18 protein-coding genes are annotated in these 21,170 nt (G+C 62.6%); 11 read left to right on the top strand and 7 right to left on the bottom strand.

Translation table 11 applies throughout. The features are described 5' to 3' along the window. Positions 1-2 precede the first annotated feature (2 nt). The 5 genes from IPM16_15840 (at position 3) to IPM16_15820 (ending at position 6,547) form a co-directional block, all read left to right on the top strand. Positions 3-2,264: an ABC transporter permease gene (locus IPM16_15840; GenBank protein MBK9124571.1), complete on the top strand. Its 2,262-nt coding sequence runs from the start codon at positions 3-5 to the stop codon at positions 2,262-2,264. A gap of 30 nt (positions 2,265-2,294) precedes the next feature. Next, positions 2,295-3,548 (top strand): ABC transporter permease, encoded by a 1,254-nt coding sequence (locus tag IPM16_15835; GenBank protein ID MBK9124570.1) that lies wholly within the window; start codon positions 2,295-2,297, stop codon positions 3,546-3,548. Between the two features lie 98 nt (positions 3,549-3,646). Further along, positions 3,647-3,937: an antibiotic biosynthesis monooxygenase gene (locus IPM16_15830; protein ID MBK9124569.1), complete on the top strand. Its 291-nt coding sequence runs from the start codon at positions 3,647-3,649 to the stop codon at positions 3,935-3,937. A gap of 107 nt (positions 3,938-4,044) precedes the next feature. Beyond that, positions 4,045-5,271 carry an NAD(P)-binding domain-containing protein gene (locus tag IPM16_15825; protein ID MBK9124568.1) on the top strand — a complete coding sequence of 409 codons (1,227 nt, stop codon included), beginning with the start codon at positions 4,045-4,047 and terminating at the stop codon, positions 5,269-5,271. Positions 5,272-5,338: 67 nt separating this feature from the next. After that, positions 5,339-6,547: a hypothetical protein gene (locus IPM16_15820; GenBank protein ID MBK9124567.1), complete on the top strand. Its 1,209-nt coding sequence runs from the start codon at positions 5,339-5,341 to the stop codon at positions 6,545-6,547. 164 nt (positions 6,548-6,711) lie between these two features. On the opposite strand, the gene IPM16_15815 is transcribed toward IPM16_15820, so the two are convergent. Both IPM16_15815 and uvrC read right to left on the bottom strand, forming a co-directional pair. Then, on the bottom strand, positions 6,712-8,412 hold the full coding sequence (locus tag IPM16_15815) for a carbohydrate-binding domain-containing protein (GenBank protein ID MBK9124566.1): 1,701 nt from the start codon (positions 8,410-8,412) through the stop codon (positions 6,712-6,714). A 231-nt stretch (positions 8,413-8,643) separates the two neighbouring features. Next, positions 8,644-10,527, bottom strand: coding sequence for an excinuclease ABC subunit UvrC (uvrC, locus tag IPM16_15810; protein MBK9124565.1), 1,884 nt, complete (start codon positions 10,525-10,527; stop codon positions 8,644-8,646). Between the two features lie 195 nt (positions 10,528-10,722). Between uvrC and IPM16_15805 the strand changes: the two genes are divergently transcribed. The 6 genes from IPM16_15805 (at position 10,723) to IPM16_15780 (ending at position 18,383) form a co-directional block, all read left to right on the top strand. After that, the gene (locus tag IPM16_15805) at positions 10,723-11,214 is read left to right on the top strand and encodes a DinB family protein (GenBank protein ID MBK9124564.1); all 492 of its coding nucleotides are present in this window, start codon (positions 10,723-10,725) and stop codon (positions 11,212-11,214) included. Between the two features lie 60 nt (positions 11,215-11,274). Next, entirely contained in the window at positions 11,275-12,954 is a 1,680-nt protein-coding gene (locus IPM16_15800) for an alpha/beta fold hydrolase (protein ID MBK9124563.1), read from the top strand. Positions 12,955-13,050: 96 nt separating this feature from the next. Then, complete coding sequence (locus tag IPM16_15795) at positions 13,051-14,529, top strand: alpha/beta hydrolase (protein MBK9124562.1); 1,479 nt, start codon at positions 13,051-13,053, stop codon at positions 14,527-14,529. Further along, on the top strand, positions 14,526-15,212 hold the full coding sequence (locus IPM16_15790; GenBank protein MBK9124561.1) for a hypothetical protein: 687 nt from the start codon (positions 14,526-14,528) through the stop codon (positions 15,210-15,212). The genes IPM16_15795 and IPM16_15790 overlap by 4 nt, the downstream gene beginning before the upstream one ends. 132 nt (positions 15,213-15,344) lie before the next feature. After that, complete coding sequence (locus tag IPM16_15785; protein MBK9124560.1) at positions 15,345-16,976, top strand: M23 family metallopeptidase; 1,632 nt, start codon at positions 15,345-15,347, stop codon at positions 16,974-16,976. 153 nt (positions 16,977-17,129) lie between these two features. Beyond that, positions 17,130-18,383 (top strand): WD40 repeat domain-containing protein, encoded by a 1,254-nt coding sequence (locus IPM16_15780; protein MBK9124559.1) that lies wholly within the window; start codon positions 17,130-17,132, stop codon positions 18,381-18,383. A gap of 6 nt (positions 18,384-18,389) precedes the next feature. Here the strand turns inward: IPM16_15780 and IPM16_15775 are convergent, their stop codons facing one another. The 5 genes from IPM16_15775 to IPM16_15755 all read right to left on the bottom strand — a co-directional run bounded on the left by IPM16_15775 (position 18,390) and on the right by IPM16_15755 (position 21,097). Further along, positions 18,390-19,298, bottom strand: a complete 909-nt coding sequence (locus IPM16_15775) for a YitT family protein (GenBank protein ID MBK9124558.1) — start codon at positions 19,296-19,298, stop codon at positions 18,390-18,392. 3 nt (positions 19,299-19,301) lie between these two features. Further along, a complete protein-coding gene (locus IPM16_15770) occupies positions 19,302-20,108 on the bottom strand; it encodes a type III pantothenate kinase (GenBank protein MBK9124557.1) in 807 nt (268 codons plus the stop codon). An 88-nt stretch (positions 20,109-20,196) separates the two neighbouring features. Continuing rightward, a complete protein-coding gene (locus tag IPM16_15765; GenBank protein MBK9124556.1) occupies positions 20,197-20,406 on the bottom strand; it encodes a hypothetical protein in 210 nt (69 codons plus the stop codon). 165 nt (positions 20,407-20,571) lie between these two features. Then, positions 20,572-20,772, bottom strand: a complete 201-nt coding sequence (locus IPM16_15760) for a hypothetical protein (GenBank protein MBK9124555.1) — start codon at positions 20,770-20,772, stop codon at positions 20,572-20,574. Between the two features lie 127 nt (positions 20,773-20,899). Continuing rightward, positions 20,900-21,097 (bottom strand): hypothetical protein, encoded by a 198-nt coding sequence (locus tag IPM16_15755; GenBank protein MBK9124554.1) that lies wholly within the window; start codon positions 21,095-21,097, stop codon positions 20,900-20,902. Between the last annotated feature and the right edge of the window lie 73 nt (positions 21,098-21,170).

Here is a 21,170-nt window from a genome sequence, read left to right as displayed (position 1 = left end):
CCATGGCGGAAGGTACGATGCAGCGCCCCGGTGGGTCGGCCCTGAGTTCAATCGGATATTCCTGGCGGCGAATTTCGCCGCGTTTCGTGCCGGTTCTGGCCGTGCTCTCGGCCATGATTCTGACGATTCCGTTCATGATGATTACCGGCGGGCGCGGCGATATCGGGCGCGGCCTCAACATCGCGCTGACCGCCTACGCGGCGTTCATCGAAGGCGCAACCGGTGTCGCCGTGAACAACCTCGTCACGGCGGCCGACGTCGCTTCAGTGACGACGTTCACCGAGAACGATTCGCTCACCAATCGCGACCTGCGCCTATTGGCCCGCAGCGTGACACGCCTTTCCGAACTGGGGGCAGAGACCGTTGCGCGTTTCGCTGCAGTGATCGATGCCTATGCCGACAACCTCGACGCCGCCGCGCTTGATGCGCTTGGCCAGCGCATCGAGGGCATTCAAGAGGTTGGCCCGGATACCCTGCGCGCGATGCAGCCCCTCACCGACGGGTTGGTCGCGCTGGGCAGCAGCGGCGCCGCGTCGATCTTCCGCAGCTACGGCGTGCTCGACACGCTCACGGATGAGGATGTCGCCGCGATTGTCGAGCAGGTCCCGGTCGCCGCCGACTACAGCATGGGCGATCTATTGGCCTACCTGAGCATCACCAACCAGCGCGGCAGCGCCGTCACGATCAGCCGCATGTTGGAGCAACTGGACGTACTGGATCAGCTCGGCATCGACCCGATGGGCGACGAGGCCGATTCCATCGCGGCCATCAGCGAACTGGCGGAGGGATCGCGCACCGGGTCGGACTACGTCAACGATCTGCGCGGCATTGACGACCGCCTGCTCGCCAGCGGCATCGTGGACGAAAATGAACTGTCACGGCAGCTTTCGCTCGTGAACGCCATGTACGAACGCGGCATCCTGACCAATCCCGACGTCTACACGGCGCTGACCACCGAACTCGAGCCGTACTTGGCGGCTAACACGGTGGTCTATCGCCCCGGCAACCAACCGCTGCTGGTGCATGAGGGCCACACCGAATCGGCGGGCATTATCTGGTCGACGCAGAACACGCCGGAAACCGAGGACGATAAGCCCGACACGGTGTACCTGCGGGTGGGCGGCAGCGCGTTCCTGTTCTTCCCGTATCAACTCGAACGCACGATTGTCCGCGCGATCCCCTTCATCATCGCCGGTTTGGCCGTGGCGCTCGGCTTCAAGGCCGGATTGTTCAACATCGGCGCGGAAGGTCAGCTTTACCTCGGCGGGTTGGTGGCGGTCTTTGTCGGCTATTCGCCGGTGTTCGACTTCCTGCCCGGCTTCACGCGCATGATCGCCGTGCTCGCCGCAGGCATCCTCGGCGGCGCGTTATGGGGCTCGATACCCGGCCTCTTAAAAGCCTTCGCGGGCGCGCATGAAGTCATCAACACGATCATGATGAACTACATCGCGCTGCGCCTGACCGACTGGCTGATCAACAGCAGCGATCCGTACATCATGCGCGACCCGGGCGCGACCAACCCATCGACGCCGAACGTACACCCCAACTCCATCCTGCCGCGCTTGGACGATATCGCGTCGTGGTGGTTCGTCGCTGTCGCCGTCATCTTCTTCGCGCTGCAAGTCTACCGCCACCGCGAGGCCATCCAACGCAACCTTGCGCTGGCGATCCGGCCCGCCTTGCGCGCCTTGCTGATCCTCGTTGCTGGCCTATTCTTGCAGTGGATCACCGTGCGCGACTCGCTGCATCTCGGCATCGGCGTGATGATCCTCGCGGTCATCGTCATCGACTGGCTGTTGGTCAAGACGACCACCGGCTTCGAACTGCGGACGGTCGGCACCAACCCGGACGCGGCCAAGTACGCCGGCATGAACGTCAAGTGGAACATCGTGCTGGCGATGATGCTCAGCGGCGGGTTGGCCGGTTTGGCAGGCGCGATCGAGATTTCGAGCGTGCAGTTCAATATGAAGCCCGCGTTCTTCGCCGGCCTCGGTTTCGACGCCATCGCGGTTGCGCTGTTGGCGCGCTCGAACCCGCGCAACATGATCTATGCCGGCTTGTTGTGGGGCAGCTTGGTGTCGGCCCAAGGCGTGATTCAGATTCGTACCGACATCTCCAACGACCTCGTGCGGATCATTCAGGCCCTGATCATCATGTTCATCGCCGCGGATGCCATCGTCCGCTTCTTGTGGCGCGTGCCGGCGGCCAGCGAGGAAGAAAAACAGAGCACCGGCGCGACCTTCAGTAAAGGGTGGGGAGGCTAACCCATGGCACAAGCGACTGTGGCGCAGGAAATGGTCGAGGAACGGGCTGGCTTCCGGATCACCCGGCAGTTCGTCGTCGGCATCGTGTTCCTGCTGGTCGGCATCTTCATGCTGCTGCGCGTACCGGGCGACATCGCCTCCACCGCGACGACACTTCTCGTTTTTGGCGACGGAATCCCCGATATCACCATGCCAGCGCAGACGTTCGGCATCGTGGCCGCGGTGATCTTCGTCATCGGCGGCGCGGTCGGCGTGCTGCCCATCGGGACCAAACGGCAGACCAACATCGCGCTGATCGTCTGCGGCATCATGATCGTGCCGACGGCGCTGATCCTCGCAGCGGTGGGACGCAACGCCAACGTAACGCAGATGCTCGAGTCGAGCTTCCGCCTCGCCACGCCGATCACGCTGGCCGCCTTGGCTGGCTTGTGGTGCGAGCGTGCGGGCGTCACCAACATCGCCGGCGAAGGCATGATGTTGATGGGCGCGTGCCTCGGCTTCATCGCGTCGCTTATGTTCGGGCAGGTGATGCCGTTCCAGACCGCACTGGCCTGCGGCGTGGTCGTGTCGATCTTCGCCGGTTTCCTGATGGCCTCGCTGCACGGTTGGCTGTCGATCACGTTCATGACCGATCAGATTGTCAGCGGGACGGTGATCAACATCCTCGCCGTCGGCGTGACGAGCTTCCTACGCCGTGAAATCTTGCTGTCGACCGAGACGGCGCGCGAAACCCTGCGCATCATCCAGATCCCCGGCCTGTCGGATATCCCGATCCTCGGCGCGATCTTCTTCACCGGCAAACCGGTCTACCTGCTGATGTTCATCCTCGTGATCGTCACGCACGTGGTGATGTACAACACGCGCTGGGGCCTGCGCACGCGCGCCGTCGGCGAGAACCCGCACGCGGCCGATACGCTGGGCATCAATGTCATCCGTACACGCTACATCAACGTGATGATCGGCGGCATGATGGCCGGCTTGGGCGGGGCGTGGTTCTCGATCGAGACGGTCGGCCTGTTCGAAGACCAGATGACCGGCGGCCTTGGCTTCATCGGGTTGGCGGCGATGATCTTCGGCAAGTGGACGCCGTTCGGGGCGCTCAGCGGGGCGCTGCTGTTCGGCTTCTCGCAGGCGCTCAACAGCCGCTTCCAGATTTTCAGCGTGCCGATCCCGGCGCAATTCATCCAGATGACCCCGTACCTCGTCACGATGATCGTGCTGGCCGGGCTGGTCGGGCGCGCCGTGGCCCCCAAGGCCGACGGCATTCCGTACAAGAAAGAGTGACCGCCGGAGGCGGCTTCATACCCAGCGTACGTCCTCACAGCCGCGGGCGCGTAAGCACTCGCGGTTTTGCTTTCGCAGTCAGCCGAAGGGAAACGACAGTGATCCTCGAACACGCGATCCTGAACATCAAACCGGGGCAATCGAAGGCGTTCGAGGCGGCCTTCAAGCAGGCCTCAGTGATCATCAGCGGCGCGCCGGGTTATTTCGGCCACGAGCTGCACAAGTGCGTCGAGACGCCGGATCGCTATCTGCTGCTGGCGTGGTGGGACACGCTCGAGTCGCACACCATCGGCTTTCGCGAGTCGCGCGAGTATCAGGAATGGAAGGCCATTCTTCACCCCTTCTACGACCCGTTCCCGACCGTCGAACACTACGACGAGGTGGAGTAAGCCCGGAGCGACGCCGCGCAAGTCGTGCCGCCACGGACAGAAAATCGGCGTATGCTGATACATACCGAAACGCATAGATCGGCGGGCCATCGGGGGAGCGCGGGAACATGGCAGGGCATGTGGAGACGGTCGTCATCGGGGCAGGACAATCGGGTCTCGCGGTGAGCTACTGCCTGACGCAGCGGAACCGCACACACGTTGTCCTCGAAAAGCATCGCATCGGCGAAGCGTGGCGCAGCGGCAAGTGGGAGTCGTTCACGCTCGTTACCCCGAACTTCACCTTGAATCTGCCCGGATTTCCGTATCAGGGCGACGATCCCGACGGATTCCTGACCCGTGCCGAGGTCGTGCGCTATCTCGAAGACTACGTGAGCCAGTTCGCGCCACCGGTGCAGACCGGGATTACCGTCACGGCGGTGCGCCCGATTGCCGACGGGTTTACAGTCGAAACGGACATGGGCGAATACACCGCGTCGAACGTGGTCGTTGCGACCGGCGCATTTCAGAAGCCACGACTGCCAATGTTTGCCGTGCGCATCGATCCGGATATCCTGCAACTCCATTCCAGCCAGTATCGGAACCCCGATCTGCTGCCGCCGGGGGCCGTGCTGATTGTCGGCAGCGGGCAGTCCGGCTGTCAGATCGCCTACGAACTGCGTCAGGCGGGCCGCAAAGTGTATCTGTCCACGGGCAAGGCTGGCCGCGCACCCCGCATCTACCGCGGCCGGGAAATCTTCCACTGGCTCACCGAAATGGGCTTCTTCGACCGCACGACCGCGCAGCTTCAATCGGAAGCCGAGCGTTTCGCCCCGAACCCGCAGTTGACCGGGCGCGACGGCGGGAAGTCGCTCAACCTGCACGAGTTTGCGCGTGATGGCGTGACGCTGTTGGGGCGGCTGGTCGACGGCAGCCAGACGTCGCTGACGTTCGCGCCTGACCTCGCCACGAACCTCACTGCAATGGATCGGATGGAAACCGAGATCACCAAGGCGATCGATGGATATATCGAACGCGCTGGCATACAGGCCCCGCCGCCGCAGCTTCCGCACCTGCGGGACGGCTACGACACCGAGATCCTCACGCAGCTTGATACAGCCGAGGCGGGGATTACGGCGATTGTTTGGGCCTGCGGGTATGCGTTCGACTATGGGTGGATTCATGCTCCGGTGCTGGACGAACGCGGTTATCCGATACACCACCGCGGCGTGACTCGTGTTCCCGGGCTGTACTTTGTCGGCCTGCAATGGCTCCACAAGACCCAGTCCAGTCTGTTCCTGGGAGTCGCCGAAGACGCCGAGTTCATCTCGGAGCACATCGCGGGCCGCGGCATGTAATCCGCCCGCGCGCGTCGCTTTTCGTGATACTCTGTCTGGAACGGCTCGAAATCCGGGGGATGTCGCGATGCCGAAAGCGCTGTTCTTCAATGTGCCTGCACACGGGCACGTCAATCCGTCACTGCCGCTGGTGGCCGAGCTGGTCAAGCGCGGGCACGACATCGCCTACTTCACCAGTCCGTCGCATAAGTCGCGCATCGAGGCGACCGGCGCGACGGTCGAACTTTACGACGAGCGTGTGCCGGACGACTACTTCGACCGGCGCGGGCTGAACGGCAGCATCCCGCAGCAGGCCGCGCGCGTCATGTTGACGACCGCCAAAGACATCATCCCCGATCTGCTCAAGCGGATCGAGGCGTACAACCCCGACTACGTGCTGTACGACTGCATGTGCCAGTGGGGCTACTACCTCGGCCAGATTACCCGCCTGCCGAGCGTCGTCTCATACTCGCTGATGCCACTCACTCCACGGGCCCTGCTCAACGTCCGCAACCTGCGCATCATCCTGCCCATGCTGGTGAAGGGTTTCCGCGCCGGCAACGAGGCGAACAAGATCGCGCGGGACATCGGTGCGCAGTACGGTGTCAAGCCGCTCGGCATGATGAACACGATGAGCGTGCCGGCCGATCTGGCGATCAGCTACTCGTCGCTGGAGTTTGTGCCGTATTCCGATTCACTGCCCGACTACTACCGGCTCGTCGGCTGGACGATGCAGGACGGGGCAGGCGAGCCGTTCACACACGACAGCGGACGGCCGCTGATCTACGCCTCGCTCGGCACGGTGATCAACGACAACGACAGCTTCTATCGCGCGTGCATCGCCGCCTTTGCTGATTCGCCATACGACGTGCTGATCAGCACTGGCAACCGATTCTCATCGGAGCACTTCGGCGCGCTGCCGCCGAACGTCACGGTCAAGACGTGGGTGCCGCAGACACAGGTACTCAAGCAAGCGTCACTGTTCATCACGCATGGCGGGCTCAACAGCCTGCACGACGGGCTGTTCTGCGGGCTGCCGCTGCTCATGGTGCCGCAGCAGACCGAGCAGACGTTCAACACGACGCGCGTCGTCGACCTCGGCGCGGGCTTGATGCTGACGGTCGATCAGGTCAACCCGCACACGCTGCGCACAAGCGCCGACCGGCTGCTCACAGACGCCAGCTACCGTGCCGCGGCAGAGCGCATCCGCCAATCGCTGGTCGCCGCGGGCGGCGTCTCGCGCGCTGCCGACGAGGTCGAGGCGTTTCTCAAAGCGCGCGGCGTAGCCATGGGGTAAAAGAAAGAGATGCGGAGGCTTTGCCTCCACACCTCCACCAAAAGGCTTTCGCCCTCTGGACTCCCTTACATGCGAATGGGTGCCGCAAGCGGCACCCATTCGCAGTGAAGAGGTGCAGGAGTGCAAACCCCTGCCGGGGTGCGGGGCAGCGCCCCGCACGATCGTTACGGACGCCCGCGCCGCCCGCCGAAGCCGCCCATGACGCCGGCCTGCGAGATGACGCTCGACAGCGTCAGGGTCGTGTACGGCGAGCCAGCGCTGTAGCTTGCCGCATCGTACAGCCCGTCGGTCGCCGTGCCGGACGCGCTGCCACCTTGATTGATCGTATATGTCTCGCCGGCGACCAGCGACGGGGCCGAGTAAACGATCGACTGGTAGGTCTTGGCTGGCGCGAACGTCAGCACTGATTGACCCGCGCTGTTCTGAATGTTGATCAGCGTGCCGGCCTGCAGGGCATTGTTGAAGCCGACCACCAGCGTGTACTGCGTCGAGGACGTGTCCGGCGCTTGCATCATCCCCGCGCTGCCGACGGCGAGCAGGGTGCCGCCGGTCAGTTGGAACGAGCCGTCGTAGTCGAGCGAACCGTTCATGTTGCCGGTCGGACCGTTGATGATCAGCGTGCCGTTGGTCATCACGATCGAGCCGTTGGCGTCGATGCCGTCACCTTCGGCGTAGACCGCAGTATAGCCACCGTTGATGGCGACCATCGCGCCGCTGGCCGTCGAGACGAAGGCACCGCGTCCGCCACCCATGCCGTCGACACCGACATTGATGCCATCGTCGCTGGAGACGATGTGAATGTCGCCGCCGTTGATCGTGACGGTCGTGCCTTCGAGACCCTCATACGACTCGGTGATCTGGATCGTGCCGCCGTTGATCAGGACCTCGGTCTCGGCATGGATGGCGTCATCGCCGGTGGCGAGGTTCAGCGTGCCGCCGTTGATGGTGATGCTGCCGTTGGAGTGCACCGCATCATCGGCGGTGTTGATCGTGAAGCTGCCGCCGTTGACAACGACGCTCACGTCTGCCTTCAGACCCTTAGCCGATGCGTCTGCGCTGATGTTGGCACGGCTGCCGCCGTGTACCGTGAGCGAGAACGTGCCGTCTGCGATGGTCAGGACCGTCTGCGCTTGGAAGGCGTCGCCGCCTGCCACGATGTCGAACTCGCCGCTTTCGATCGTGATCGTCCCCAGCAAGGCGTCCTCTTCATTGTCCGATTTCACGCCGTCGCCCTGCGCGTTGACGGTGATCTGCGCGCCGGCCACCAGCACCGAGTCCTTGCCGCGAATACCGTCATCGGCGGCAGTGACCGCAACAATCGCGTCGTAGATCGTCAGCGTGTCCTTGCTGGCGATGCCGTCGCCGTAGTTGCCGGTGACGGTCAGCGTGCCGGAACCGTAGATCGTCAGCGGATCGTCGCTGAAGACAGCCGCGTTCGGCTCGTTGTCCTCGGCGGTCTCATAGATGTACGCGAACGCGTCGGTCACGACGTTCTGCGTGCCGTCCACCAGCAGGATCGCCGCGCTGTCCGCCTCTTTAACGTAGATCGGGGCGCTGGTGGAGCTGTTGAGGGTGACACCGTCGAGAACGAGCGTTACTAAACCGTCGTCGTCGGTGTCGACGACGATCTGACCGTCGCTGAGCGTGCCGGTCAACCGATAGGTGCCGGCGGCGTCGATTACGGCGGTGCTGCCACTGACGGCTACGCCGCTGCCGTCGACGGTGATCGACGTGCCGTCGAGCGTGAGGGTGGTGTCGATGGTGGGATTGACGTCAAGCGTCGACTGCGCGCTCGCGCTGCCGAGGGCCAGCGCGCTCAAGACGACGAGCAGAATTGCGATGGGTAGGATGGACTTGCGTGTCACGGGACTTCCTCTTGAACCTCAGATTGAACGATCGGATTCGGCCTGTTCGACCGGATACACCCGCAGTGTAGTCGCTCGATGTTCAAGAGTTGTTTAGGCCGTGTAGCCATTCGTGTTGGTAGTGGAACGTGCGGGGTAGCGCCCCGCACCCCGGCAGGAGTTGGCGTTCCTGCACCTCGTTTAATCGCAGAAACGGGAGTCCAGAGGGCATCAGCCCTTTGGAAGAATCCTTTACAACACGGCCTTGATCTGCTCGGCGAGCTTCTTGTTGATTCCTTTGACGGTCGCCAGTTCCTCGACGCTGGCGCTTCGGATCGCGCTGATCGAGTTGTCGAACGCGGCCAGCAGCGCCTTGCGCTTATTCGGGCCGATCCCCGGCACGCCGTCGAGCAGGCTCGCCATGCCGGCCTTGTCGCGGCGGTTGCGATGGCTGGTGATCGCAAAGCGGTGCGCCTCGTCGCGGACGCGCTGCACGAGATACAACGCCTGCGACTGGCGCGGCAGGATGACCGGGATCGGCTTGCCGGGCAGGTAGATTTCCTCGAACTGCTTGGCCAATGACGCCACCGGCACCTTGTCCAGCAGATCAAACGCGCTCAGCACCTCGTAGGCCACCCCGAGCTGACCCTTGCCGCCGTCGATCAGCAGCAGGTCGGGCAAGGTGCGCCACGTCGCGTCGCGGTCTTCCTTGCCGGGGACGTGCACCGGCGGCTCGTCCTTGAGCGTCTGCCAGCGGCTGAACCGCCGCATGAGCGCCTCGCGCATCGACTGGTAGTCGTCCGAGCCGGCGTGATCGACCGTGCGGATATTGAAGCGCCGGTACTCGCCTTTGGCCGGCGTGCCCTGCAGGAAGACGACCCGGCTGGCGACGATGGCCGTGCCCTGCGTCGTGCTGATGTCGTAGCACTCGATGCGGTTGGGCGGCTTGGGCAGGGTGAGCGCCTCCTGAAGCTCTGCCATCGCCTGCTCGTGTTTGGTGGTGTCGGCCTCCCACTGTGCCTTCATCATGCGCAGCGCCTCGGACGCATTTTCGCGCGCCATGCCGATCAGGTCGATCTTGTTGCCGCGCTTGGGCACGGTGATCTGCACCTTCGCGCCGGAGCGCCGATCCGACAGCCAACGCTCGATGATGCGCGCCTCTTCGACCTCGTCGGGCAGGATGATCTCGCGCGGGATTTCCTGAGTCGTGCTATAGAACTGCGTCAGGAACTGCTCCAGCACCTCGCTGTCGGTCTCGTCCTCGAAGTGCTCCAGACTGCGGTGGTCGCTGCCGATCAGTTTGCCGTTGCGGATGAACAGGATTTGCACCACGGCGGTCTTGTCGTCGCGCGCGATGGCGATCACGTCGTGGTCGGTCATCTGCGGGCTGACCGCACGGTGGCGCTGGGTGATGTATTCGATCGCCTTGAGCTGGTCGCGCAGCACGGCGGCGCGCTCGAACTGAAGCGCCTCGGAGGCGGCATCCATCGCTTTCGTCAAGCGGGCCATGACGCGCTCGGACTTGCCGCTCAGCACGTCCATCAGCTCGGCGATCATCGCCCGGTATTCCTCTTGGTTCACCTTCCCGATGCATGGCGCGTTGCACAACCCGATGTCCCAGAACAGGCAGGCGCGCTCGTCGTTGCCGGTGATCGTGCGGTCGCAGGTGAGATAAGGGAAGGCCTTGCGCAGCACGCGCAGCGTGTTCTGTACCGCCCACATCGCTGCGTACGGGCCGAAGTAGCGCGACCCGTCCTTGACCACCCGCCGCGTCGTCTCGACCTTCGGGAAGGCGTGCTGCCACGTCACGCGGATGTACGGGTAGCGCTTGTCGTCTTTGAGCAGGATGTTGTAGCGCGGCTGATGCTGCTTGATGAGCGTCTCTTCGAGGATCAGTGCCTGCACTTCGGTCTCGGTGACGATCACCTCGATGTCGTGGACCAGCGCGCGCATCTTGAGCGTTTTGGGCGTATGGTCGGCGTGCTTAGTGAAGTAATTCGGCACGCGGTTCTTGAGCGCCTTGGCCTTGCCCACATAGATGATGTGACCGGTGCTGTCCTTCATCAGGTAACAACCGGGCTTGCTGGGCAGGGTGCGCAGTATCTGCCGGATGTGGTCGGGGGTTTCGTAGGCCATAAGGTCGCACAGAGAATCCAAACGGATGTGCTATTTTATCGTGCTCGTTTCCGGTTGTCACGCGGTGATACAGCACCCAAACCGGCATAGAACAAATGTGTTACACTCTCGGTTGGGCGCAACTGGCCTGAGCGCGTGCACGTCTTTTGTTTCGTTACGCCAAGAATCCGGTACGATTGAGGGTGGAGGACGACCATGACCGCCGATGCGTTTCGCCATCTGTTCGACTATCACTTCCGCGCAAACAACCGCCTGTGGACGGAGTGCGTGCTGCCGCTGACCGACGCACAGTTCACCGAACAGGTCGAGTACGGGATCGGGTCGATCCGCAACCACGTCGTGCATCAGTTCAACGTTGACGACCGCTGGTTCAGCGGCCTGCGCGGTGAAGAAGTGCCGGGGTTCCTCAACCCCGTACACTATTACAAACGCGACGTCATTCAGGCCGAACGCGAACGGGTCGAGGCGAAAGTCCGCGAGTACCTCGCCGGGCTGACCGACGACATGCTGCCGACCAAGCCGTTCGATACGCCTGATAAGCCCGATACCCTCACGTTGTGGCAAATCCTGACACACATCGTCAACCACGGTACGGATCACCGCGCGCAGATACTCATGCTGCTGTCGCGCCACGGCGTCAAGACATTTCCTCAGGACTACGCATTCTTCTGCATGGGAAAGTTGTAGGGCACCTTGCGCTTCGGTCTACTTCTCATCACACTGATCGTCCTCGCTGCGAGCCCCGCCATGGCACAGTCTACGCCGGCGTTCGAGCCAATTCGCTGCCCGGTGCCGGTTCCGGCGTTCACCGTGGTCGACTGCGGGTATGTGACCGTGCCCGAACGCCACGAAGTGCCGGACGGGAAACAGATCCGGCTTGCCGTGGCGGTCCTGCGCGCGAGCGACCCGGTCAAGTACCCTGATCCGATACTGTATCTGGAAGGCGGGCCGGGCGGCAGCGCGGTGTGGGGCCTCGACGTGTGGGTCGACCATCCGCTCACACAGCAGCGCGACCTGATCTTGCTCGATCAACGCGGCACCGGCTTCAGCGAGCCGGGCCTGTTCTGCTGGAACTACGACTATCCGTTCGACGTTGACGAAGTTGATTTCGCCGTCTACGAACGCGCCTGCCGCGACCGGTTGCTGCGCGACGACATCGACCTCGGCGCTTACAACAGCGCACAGACGGCCCGCGACCTCCCGGTTGTGGTGCGGGCGCTCGGGCTGGAGCAGGTCAACTTGTACGGGATCAGCTACGGCACGCGCGTCGCCATGACCGCCATGCGCGACGCGCCGCAGGTGATCCGCGCGGTTGTGCTCGATTCGCCGTATCCGCCGCAGGTCGACGGCTTCGAGCTGCAAGCCCTGTACGGCTATCAGCAGATCAATGCGCTGCTCGAACGCTGCGCGAACGATCCACAGTGCGGCGAAGCGTTCCCCGACCTCAAGACGAGGTTCTACACATTCCTCGAGAGCGGCATCGGCACGTATGCCGACGTGGGCGAGGGCTACGAGGAATTGACCAGCGCCGACATCGTGAGCCTGCTGTTCGACTCGATGTACTATTCGGTGGCGATCCCGTATATCCCGCTGGCGCTCGATCTCATGATCAGGGGCGATGGGACGTTCTTCGGCGAGGTGGCTGCGGGCTATATCGGGCCGTCCACCTCGGGCGACGACGGCGAACGGTTCGAACTGCTATACGAACTGGCCGACGATATCGCGTTCGCCTATTCCGGCTTTGACGACTTCGATGCTTTTCTCGACTTTCTGTACGAACTGGACGACGACGAGCGCATCGAGCTGTACCGTACCGCCATCGACGAGACCAGCGATGACGAGTATTTCGAGTTGATCGGCCTGTATCTAGGGGCGGATACGATCGAGCAGACCGAAGCGTACATGGCGGGCCTGAACGACGACGAGTATTTCCGCGTCGTCGAAGGGCTGATCGGCACGCTGGCGCTGGGATATACGGACGTGGGCGACAGCGATGCGACGTTCAACAGTGTCCACTGCGTCGAAGAAGTCCCGTTCAACAGCTACGAAGAGGCCGAGGCGCTTTCGGCAAGTTTGCCACAGGCGGTGAAGGATGGCTTGCTGGAGGGCGCGCTCAACCAGTTCGAGACGTGCAGCTATTGGGGCGTAACCGCCGCTGGCGCGATCGAGGCGCAGCCGGTCCAAAGCGCGATTCCCACCCTCGTGCTGGCCGGCGAGTTCGACCCGATTACGCCGCCGGTGTGGGCGCTGGAGGCCGCGGTGGGGCTGAGCGCCGCGCAGGTCGTGATCATCCCCGGCGCGGGCCACAGCGTAATCGACTCCGGAGAATGCGCGCAGGCGTTGGGCATCACCTTCCTCAACAATCCGACGGCGGCGCTGGATGCCTCGTGCGCGAACAACTTCACCGTGCCGTGGGTGGTGCGGTAAGGGCGTCAGACAGGCTGTAATCGTCGCACCTGCCACGATTACCGACTATCATCTGTGTAGTAGGTAAATTGCGGGTGTGTACATGAGGACAGGACATTGACGTTCCTAAGACACGTGGCTTGGACGGTCGTCGTATTCATTGGCGTGAGCGTCACGGCTGTGACACCGGCGCATGCGCAAGCCGTCGGAGATATGGAGCCGATCGACTGCCCGGTTGCGCCACCGAACGGATTCGACCTGTCTTGCAGTCTACTTACGGTGCCGGAAGACCACGCCAATCCCGACGGCGCGGTAATCCAGATTGCGGTCGCCGTGTCGACGCCTGTGGACAATGATGATTTACCGGAGACGCCACTGGTCTATCTGGAAGGCGGGCCGGGGTATGGCTCGCTCGATAGTATCGACTATCTCCTGACCTACGAGTTGTTTGCCGATCGTATCGTTTACTTTGTGGATCAGCGCGGCACAGGTTACAGCCTCCCCAGCTTGTTCTGCGACGAGTTCTTGTTCGACAAGCGTGCAGCGTTCCCGGTCGCCTACTACTCAGCGTGCGCGGCCGCCGTTGCAGATGCCGGTATCCAGCGCGAGATGTATACGTCGGCTCAGATTGCCAACGATATCGCTGCATTGGTCGAGGCCGCTGGATACCTACAGGTCGACCTCTTCGGGGTAAGTTACGGTAGCCGACTTGCCCTAACGGTCATGCGCGATCACCCGTCCATCGTGCGAAGGGCCATCCTCGACTCGCCGGTGCCGCTGCAAATCAATATGTATGAGCAGGAGGTTGTCAACGGGTACCGTTCAATCAACGCGCTGTTCAGTGCGTGTGCGGCTGATGACGCGTGTAACGGAGCCTTTCCCAATCTTGCCGAGCGATTCCACGACTGGATCAACACCGGACAGCCCGTCACGATCGAGCGTCTTGACGAGACGATCTTGACGCTCAGGAGTCGCGAGGTCCCGGGTATGCTGTTCGAGTTGCTGTATGTAAGTGAGTTCATACCGCAGCTTCCACGTGCGATACATGAGATGATCGAGGGTAACGCAGGGCCGATTGGCCGCTTGTACGGCCGAATAATTCCGAGCGGCTCGGGACAGACGGGTCTGTCCGCCGCCCAGGATACTTCGCTGGGATATGCCGACGGCATGCGCTTGAGTGTGGTTTGCGCTGATGAACTGCCATTCAACTCGCTGCGAACCGCGGAGACACTCAGTTTGGAACTTCCTGTGATGATCCGGTCCGGCCTGTATTCGGCCGTACAGTTTATGATCGGAGCCTGCCGCGGATGGGGTGTGCCAGCATCGGCCGATATCGAAACACAGACGGTCGAGAGTAGTATTCCGGCGCTCGTCTTGTCGGGGGCATTCGACCCGATTACACCGCCGTTGTTTGCAGATGCCGCGTTGGAGGGTTTGTCCAATGGGCAGATCATCCGGGTTGCACACGCCGGTCATGGCATTGTCAACGTGAATCGGTGTGTTGTCGAATTGTCTCTGGCGTTTCTCGATGATCCCGCCACACGGCTCGATCTGACTTGCCTAGAAGACTACGTCCCGTTCTGGCGGCTCCGGTGACCAGAAGCGCGCCGTTCTCTTTCAACGGCGAAGCTGCTCGCGCAGCCGAGGACTGGAAGCGCGGACTGGCCGAGCCGGATCGTCAGTGGAAGCCGGGCTACTCGGCGTGGGCGCTGGCGCATAGCTGGATGGCCGCGGACGGGTTTCCGCCGGAAGTGCGTGATGTCCTCGAACCGGCATTCCCCGGTATCCGCATGCGGCAAGGACTGATTGAGCACAAAGTCCCGATGCCCGGAAAGGGACGCGACTCGCAGAACGACCTGTTCGTGATTGCCGAAGCCGGCGGCGAACGAGTATGTATCGCCGTCGAGGGGAAGGTGGCGGAGTCGTTCGGGCCGACGGTCGGGCAGTGGCGTGACGGTTCGGCCAACAAAGAACAGCGCCTTGTCGGAATCTGCGCACGTATTGGTCTGGCCGATCCTGTGCCGCCTTCAATCCGTTATCAGCTGCTGCACCGGGCGGCCTCGCCGGTCATCGAGGCATTGCAGCGCGGCGCGAAGCATGCGGTCATGCTGATCCATTCCTTCGCAGTCGAAGACATGAACTTTGCCGACTATGCAGCCTTCGCGGCACTGTACGGCGTAGGTCCGGTTCGGAAGGGCCCGCTGGTTCGGCTTGCGCTTGTCGACGGCGTGACCCTGTACGCGGCTTGGGTAACCGGCGATCCGTCGTTCCTGCGCTAACACGACGCAGCTCTACACGTGACACGTGTATCCGAGATCGACCGCCGGGCAGGCGTTGCGTAAACGCGGGCGTCGAACCGGCGTTCTCCCGCTACACTGCGCGGTGGAATCACGCTCCGGAAGGCTCGGACCATGTCCCACCTGTTTGTGCGGCTAAGCGTCGTCTTGTGTATGCTGTTCGCAACCTCGCCGGGTCAGGCACAGAATACAGGCACAGACGCGCTGCTGTTCGTCTGGAACGATGCCGTCTTCGCACAATCCGTGACCACGGGCGAATTGATCGCAACCGGGCGTGAACAGGACGCGTTCGAATCGCTGCAGCCAAAGCGTCATGGCAACGTCTATACGTCGCGTTACAGCCTGACGGCTGTGCCGCCGGCCGATGGCTACGGTCTTGTTCAAGGGGTGTGGACGCCCGATCGCACGGAGCTTGCCTATCTCGCAATTCAGCCTGACGGACCTGAATATCGCGTCGTGATAGTCGAAGACGACGTGCACCATGTCTGGCTCGCTGGCGAGGTCGGCCCGGAGCGCGGGTATCTTGTCCCGCTCGGCTGGTCGGACGATGGCGCGCTGATTGCGCTCGAGCGTCACTCGCTGTATACGCTGGATCGGGTTCGCCTGTGGCAGATCGCCGGGCCCGATCAAGCGCCGGTGCTTCGGCACGAAAGCTCGATCCCCGAACTCAAAGGCAACAGCGCGGCATTGCAGGGCGGATGGGCGTTCATCGGGTTCGACGTGGTCGGCGTACTCGGATACTCGATCAACATGAATACCGGCCAACTGATCTCGTTTCGCACTCAGCTCGCCTTGCAAACTCCGCCGTCGGTGTTCGAAACCTACCCGATTCAGGTCATTGGCGTTGTCGACTCGGTGCAGCTTGATAGCTGGCTGAACGAACCCGCACCGATTTCGCAGGAGTCACACGCCGCGCTTTGGGAGTCCGGACCTCCGTTCTTGAGCTGGCCGCTGCCCGATCATGCCCGCAGCGTTACATGCTATCCTGACTCGGCATGGACCGACCTGAACTATTCGGTCGAATGCCCCGGCCTCGCAACCCCGCGCGAGTATCAAGGGCACGAAGGGACGGACGTCGGTGGGCGACCGAACGGCCTCGAACTCGGCACACCGGTCTATGCTGCGGCGCCGGGCCTCGTCGTGACGAGAAACACCGGATGCAGCAGTGAAGACATCACGTGCGGGGACGCATACGGCAATTACATCCTCATCGAGCACTCGCGCGTCGTCGGCTCCGACGTGCTAACGTGGTTTACTGGCTACGCGCACCTGATGACGGTCCTTGTCGAGCAGCACGCCTATGTGCGTGAGATCGGCGGCCCCATTGCGCTGAGCGGCGATACCGGATTGGGCGGCGCTCATCTGCACTTCGAAGTCCGGGCTCCGCATCATCCGGCCCGCACAAATTGGCTCGATCCGTGGGACGCCCGGCTGACCTCCGACGGCGAAGGGCTGTGGATCGGTGGCGCGGCGTATCCGTCTGCGGCCGTCACGACCGCACCGCCCGCGCCGCAGCGCGTCTGCCGAACAATCGACGGGAACAACATCCGGCGCGGGCCGGGGACCGAGTACGACGTCATTGCGAAATCGCAGTCGCAGGTCGATTATGAGGTCTATCAGATTCAGGCCGTACAGGCCGGCGAAACACCCGGCGAGTGGTATTACATCGGCTGGGATCAGCTCTCGTCGACAGGATGGATCTGGGCGGACTTGATGCGTGACTGCGAACCGGACGCCGCCGGTTAGAGTGTGACTGGTCCGAGGCGAGATATGCTATCCGGTCTGGCGCTACCAGTCCTACACTTCTGGCAATATCACGATCAACTTGTCACAGTTGTACGTCCATCCAGACTGGCAGTGATCTGCCACCTCGGGCCATTAAGAGTGTTGGAGATAACCATGTCCAGCAAGCGAGTCGTACTCAGGTTCTTCACGTTAACCTTTGTTGCCCTGCTTTGGACGGCGGGGGATATGGGATCGTCCCTCGCCCAAGCTGACGAAACGCCTGAAATCGTAATTGAGATCAAGTGGCACCCGCGAGGGGAAGGGCTGTTCGTCATCGGGCGCGGTTCGCCCGGCGTCTGGGGATTGTGGCTCTTCGATACCAACTTGCAGCTTGTGCGGTTCTTCCAGACCGAGAGCCAGATCAGTGCCGACTGGAGCCCGGACGGCACACGCCTTGCGATGGGACGTGACATCCGTGACGTGCAAACGCTCGATGTGCTTCTTACGCTCAGCTCGCGCTCCGGGATCGGCGGCTGGAGTCCGGACGGCGCACAAGTACTTGCGTGGGTGGACGAACGCAATCTCGGTCTGTACGACTCGAACACCGGTGCGCTCGTGCGATCCGTACCGACCGGAGAGATGATCCCCGACGCAGTCCTTTGGAGTCCAGACGGGGAGTACTTCGCGCTTCTGCAACCCATCGGTAGAACCGACATCATCAGCGCGCAGGACGGACGTCTCATCACCACGGTCCCCATGGAGTATCCGATTGGACTGCGTTGGAGTCCGGACAGCCGCTATCTGGCTGCCGCTTTCTTAACCGATGCTGAACCAGGTACTCCCAACACGTTGCCCTACGCCCCTTCTCCCAAGATCGCGTTCGTGACGGTTTGGGAGACGCTAAGTGGAGGCACCGTTCATACTTTCAGCGGCTTGCCCGCTGTCCCACTGCGATTGCGCTGGAATCCGCAAAAGCCCGAACTAGCTGGAGCAGCGGGCGAGGGTGTGTTGTACATCTGGAACCTCGAGACCGGCCAACAGATGGAAATCTACCGGCCGATCCTCGCTCTTATTAGCATGGACTACAGCCCATACGGCGGGCGGGTCATTGTCGGTTCGTGGAAGAGTCGTCAAGTCATCTATGAAACACAGCCTTTCGCAATGGCTAATTCAGTGCGTTGGTCGCAGGACATCGTGGCGGACGTGGTCCGCGTTGTCATTCCCGATCCGTCGCTCGAACTGCTGGAAAGCGTCGAAAGTGCATGCGTCCCTATCACAGTTGCGGATGTTCTGCCTGCCGCGAGGGAGTCTGCACAGGACCTGAACCGATACGCTGAACTCGTGCGCGAGAACACCGAGATCGGGCCCGGCTGCCGTGCCGATCTGCTGGCGGTGGCCGAGGCGCTGATGGCGGAGGCGGGACAGTAACGGCGCTTAGTCCCGCCGCTTACCCGCCATCAGTTCGTCCAAGCTGCCGCCGGGCCTCAGGAAACCCTGCCCATACGCCACATGCCCCTGCGCGATCACGACGAACGCGTTCGGGTCGGTGAACGCAATGATCTGCCGGAGTTGGTCGATCTGGAAGCGCGCCACGGTGACGAACAGCATCGTGCGCTCATGGCCGGTATACATGCCGGTCGCCTGCCAGCTCGTCACGCCGCGCCCCATCATCTCCATGATCGCATGTGCCACAGTGTCCGGATGGTCGGTGATGATCAACCCCATGCGCACGACGCTGGGACCTTCGAGCAGGTAGTCCGACGTCGCGCCCTCGACGCCCAGCGCGACGATCGCATACAACGCGCCCTCCCAGCCAAACACCAGCCCCGCCGCGCCGACCACCGCGATGTTCGCGTACAGGTAGACCGTGCTCAGCGGCAGGCCGAAGCGATGCTGGAAGATGCGCGCCAAAGTCGACGTGCCACCGGCCGTCCCGCCCGCCTTGTAGATCAGCCCGGCCCCGACGCCACCCACCACGCCGCCGAACAGCGCGTTAAGCAGCACGTTGTCGCTGACACCCTGCGGCGGGAACAGCGGCGCGGCCCAGTCGGTCAACAGCGAGAACAGCACAACGCAGTAGACCGTCGACGCGACGGTGCGCCACCCACCCAACACACGGTACGCGTAGATCTGGATCGGGATATTGCCGAGCAGCACGATCAAGCCGATCGGGGTGTCGAACAGGTGATTGAGCAGCACCGCCACGCCCGAAACGCCCGCCGGTGCGATGTTGAACGGCGCCATGAACACGACGACCGACACCACCCAGATCAGCGTGCCCGCGGTGAGCAGGACAAGGCGCAGGATGGTCTGCCGGGTTGTGCGGTTGAGTGTGACGGCCATGGGCTACTCCTGCACCGGCGCGTTGAGTTGATGGATGACGCGCAGGCCGTCGAGCGTCAGCTCAGGCTCGATGCGGTCGAAGACGTTCGTATGCGGCTGGAAGACACGCGCGAGGCCCCCGGTCGCGAACACGCGAATCTCGTCCGGGCTGGCGATGACGGGGTCGTCCTGCATCATCTGCGCCTTGATGCGCGACACAAGCCCTTCGATCATGCCGAGATAGCCGAGGAAGATTCCGGACTGCATGGCGTGGATGGTGTTGCGCCCGACGGCGGACGGCGGCGGCAGCAGATCGATCTTGTGCAGGCGCGCGGCACGGCTGACCAGCGCGTCGTGTGCCACGCCGATACCGGGGCAGATCGCGCCGCCGCAGTAGGCGTTGTGACGGTCCACGACGTCGAAGTTGGTCGAAGTGCCGAAATCGACCACGAAGGCCGGCCCGCCGCCGTGCAATCGGGCGACCGCCGCGGCGTTGGCGATCCGGTCGGCGCCGGCCTGCTGCGGCTGATCGATCGCGAGCGTGACGCCGTTGTCGGTTTTGTCGCTGACCACGACGGGCGGGAAGTCGAAGTAGCGTTCGACCAGTTCGACGAACGCCAGCGTCAGGCTGGGCACGACGCTGCCGATGACGACGCCTTCGATCGCGTCCATCGACACGTCGGCGCTGTCAAGGAAGTTGCGGACGAGGACGGCGTACTCGTCGGCCATTTTGTCCGGGACGCTGCGTGCGCGCCAGCTCAGCGCCCACGTTTCGCCGTCCCAGAGGCCGAGGTGAAGGTTGGTGTTTCCTACATCAAACGCCAACAGCATGACGGTTTGCTTTCTTGTCGGGGGAAAAGCTCGCGACAAGTATACAACCCGCCATGCTGCTGGGGCAGATGGGGCTCACGTGATATGGCTAGAGCGAGAGGGTGCCGGCGACTGCCAACACGGCAACGAGTGCTGCGACGAAGCGCACGACCGGGTTCAGGTGCTGACGGAACTGCGCGTCGCTGGAGGGCGTCGCGAAATCCCACGTGTTCAGATCGAACTCGCGGTCGGCGTTGGTGCGCCGGTCGAGTCGCGATCGTTCCAGTACGTGTGCGGCGAGGTGGTTCTGAGCGTTCATGGCGGGTAACTCCTGTTGAAATGGGTGTGTGTTAGGTACAGAGATCAGTCTATGACGACTGGGAATGGCGTCTACCACGCATTTCTGGGGGTAGATGCAGTAGAGGCGCCCGAAGGCGCCCCTACACACGTGATGTTGATGGTTCCCCCAATTGCGGGGTGGGAGTTAGAGCACTGCCACCAGCACGACCAGCGCCAAGACGACGCTGACGATGCCGGGGTGGAAGTTCAGCTGCACGCCCGACTCCCGGCGGCGCGGCGCATCACGCCACGTACCGAGATTGATCTCGCTTTCCGACACGCTGCTGCCAGCGCGGCGGTTGGATCGGTTGAGGGATTCGAGCAGCAAGTGATTGTTGACGTTCATGGCCGGGTACTCCTGTTGGATGGGTTTGAATTGGATGGGTGTTGTTACCAGTGATCAGTCTATTCCGACTGTGAAATTCGTCTACCGCCCATTTCTGGGGGTAGCCGTCGTTCGCGCGGATGCGAAGTTACAGCCCCACGACGAGTACGATCAGCGCGAGCGTTACGCTGACCATGCCCGGATGGAAATACTGTAGCGCATTGGAATTCCGACGCTGCGGCGCAACGTCCCACGTGTTGAGGTCGAACTCGCCTTCGGCGGCTCTGCGCGGACGGCGGTTGTTCCAGTTGTACGACTGGACGAGATAGTGGTCGAGCATGTTCATGGTTCGCACTCCTGTTGATAGCATTGATCAGACGTATCTGGAGACTACGATACTTACCGTTCAGAAATCGTCT

This window comes from Candidatus Flexicrinis affinis (assembly GCA_016716525.1).
In the GTDB taxonomy this organism is placed as follows: Bacteria; Chloroflexota; Anaerolineae; order Aggregatilineales; family Phototrophicaceae; genus Flexicrinis; species Flexicrinis affinis.
Note: the sequence above shows the minus strand (reverse complement) of the source record. Positions and strands in the feature narration are given on the sequence as shown.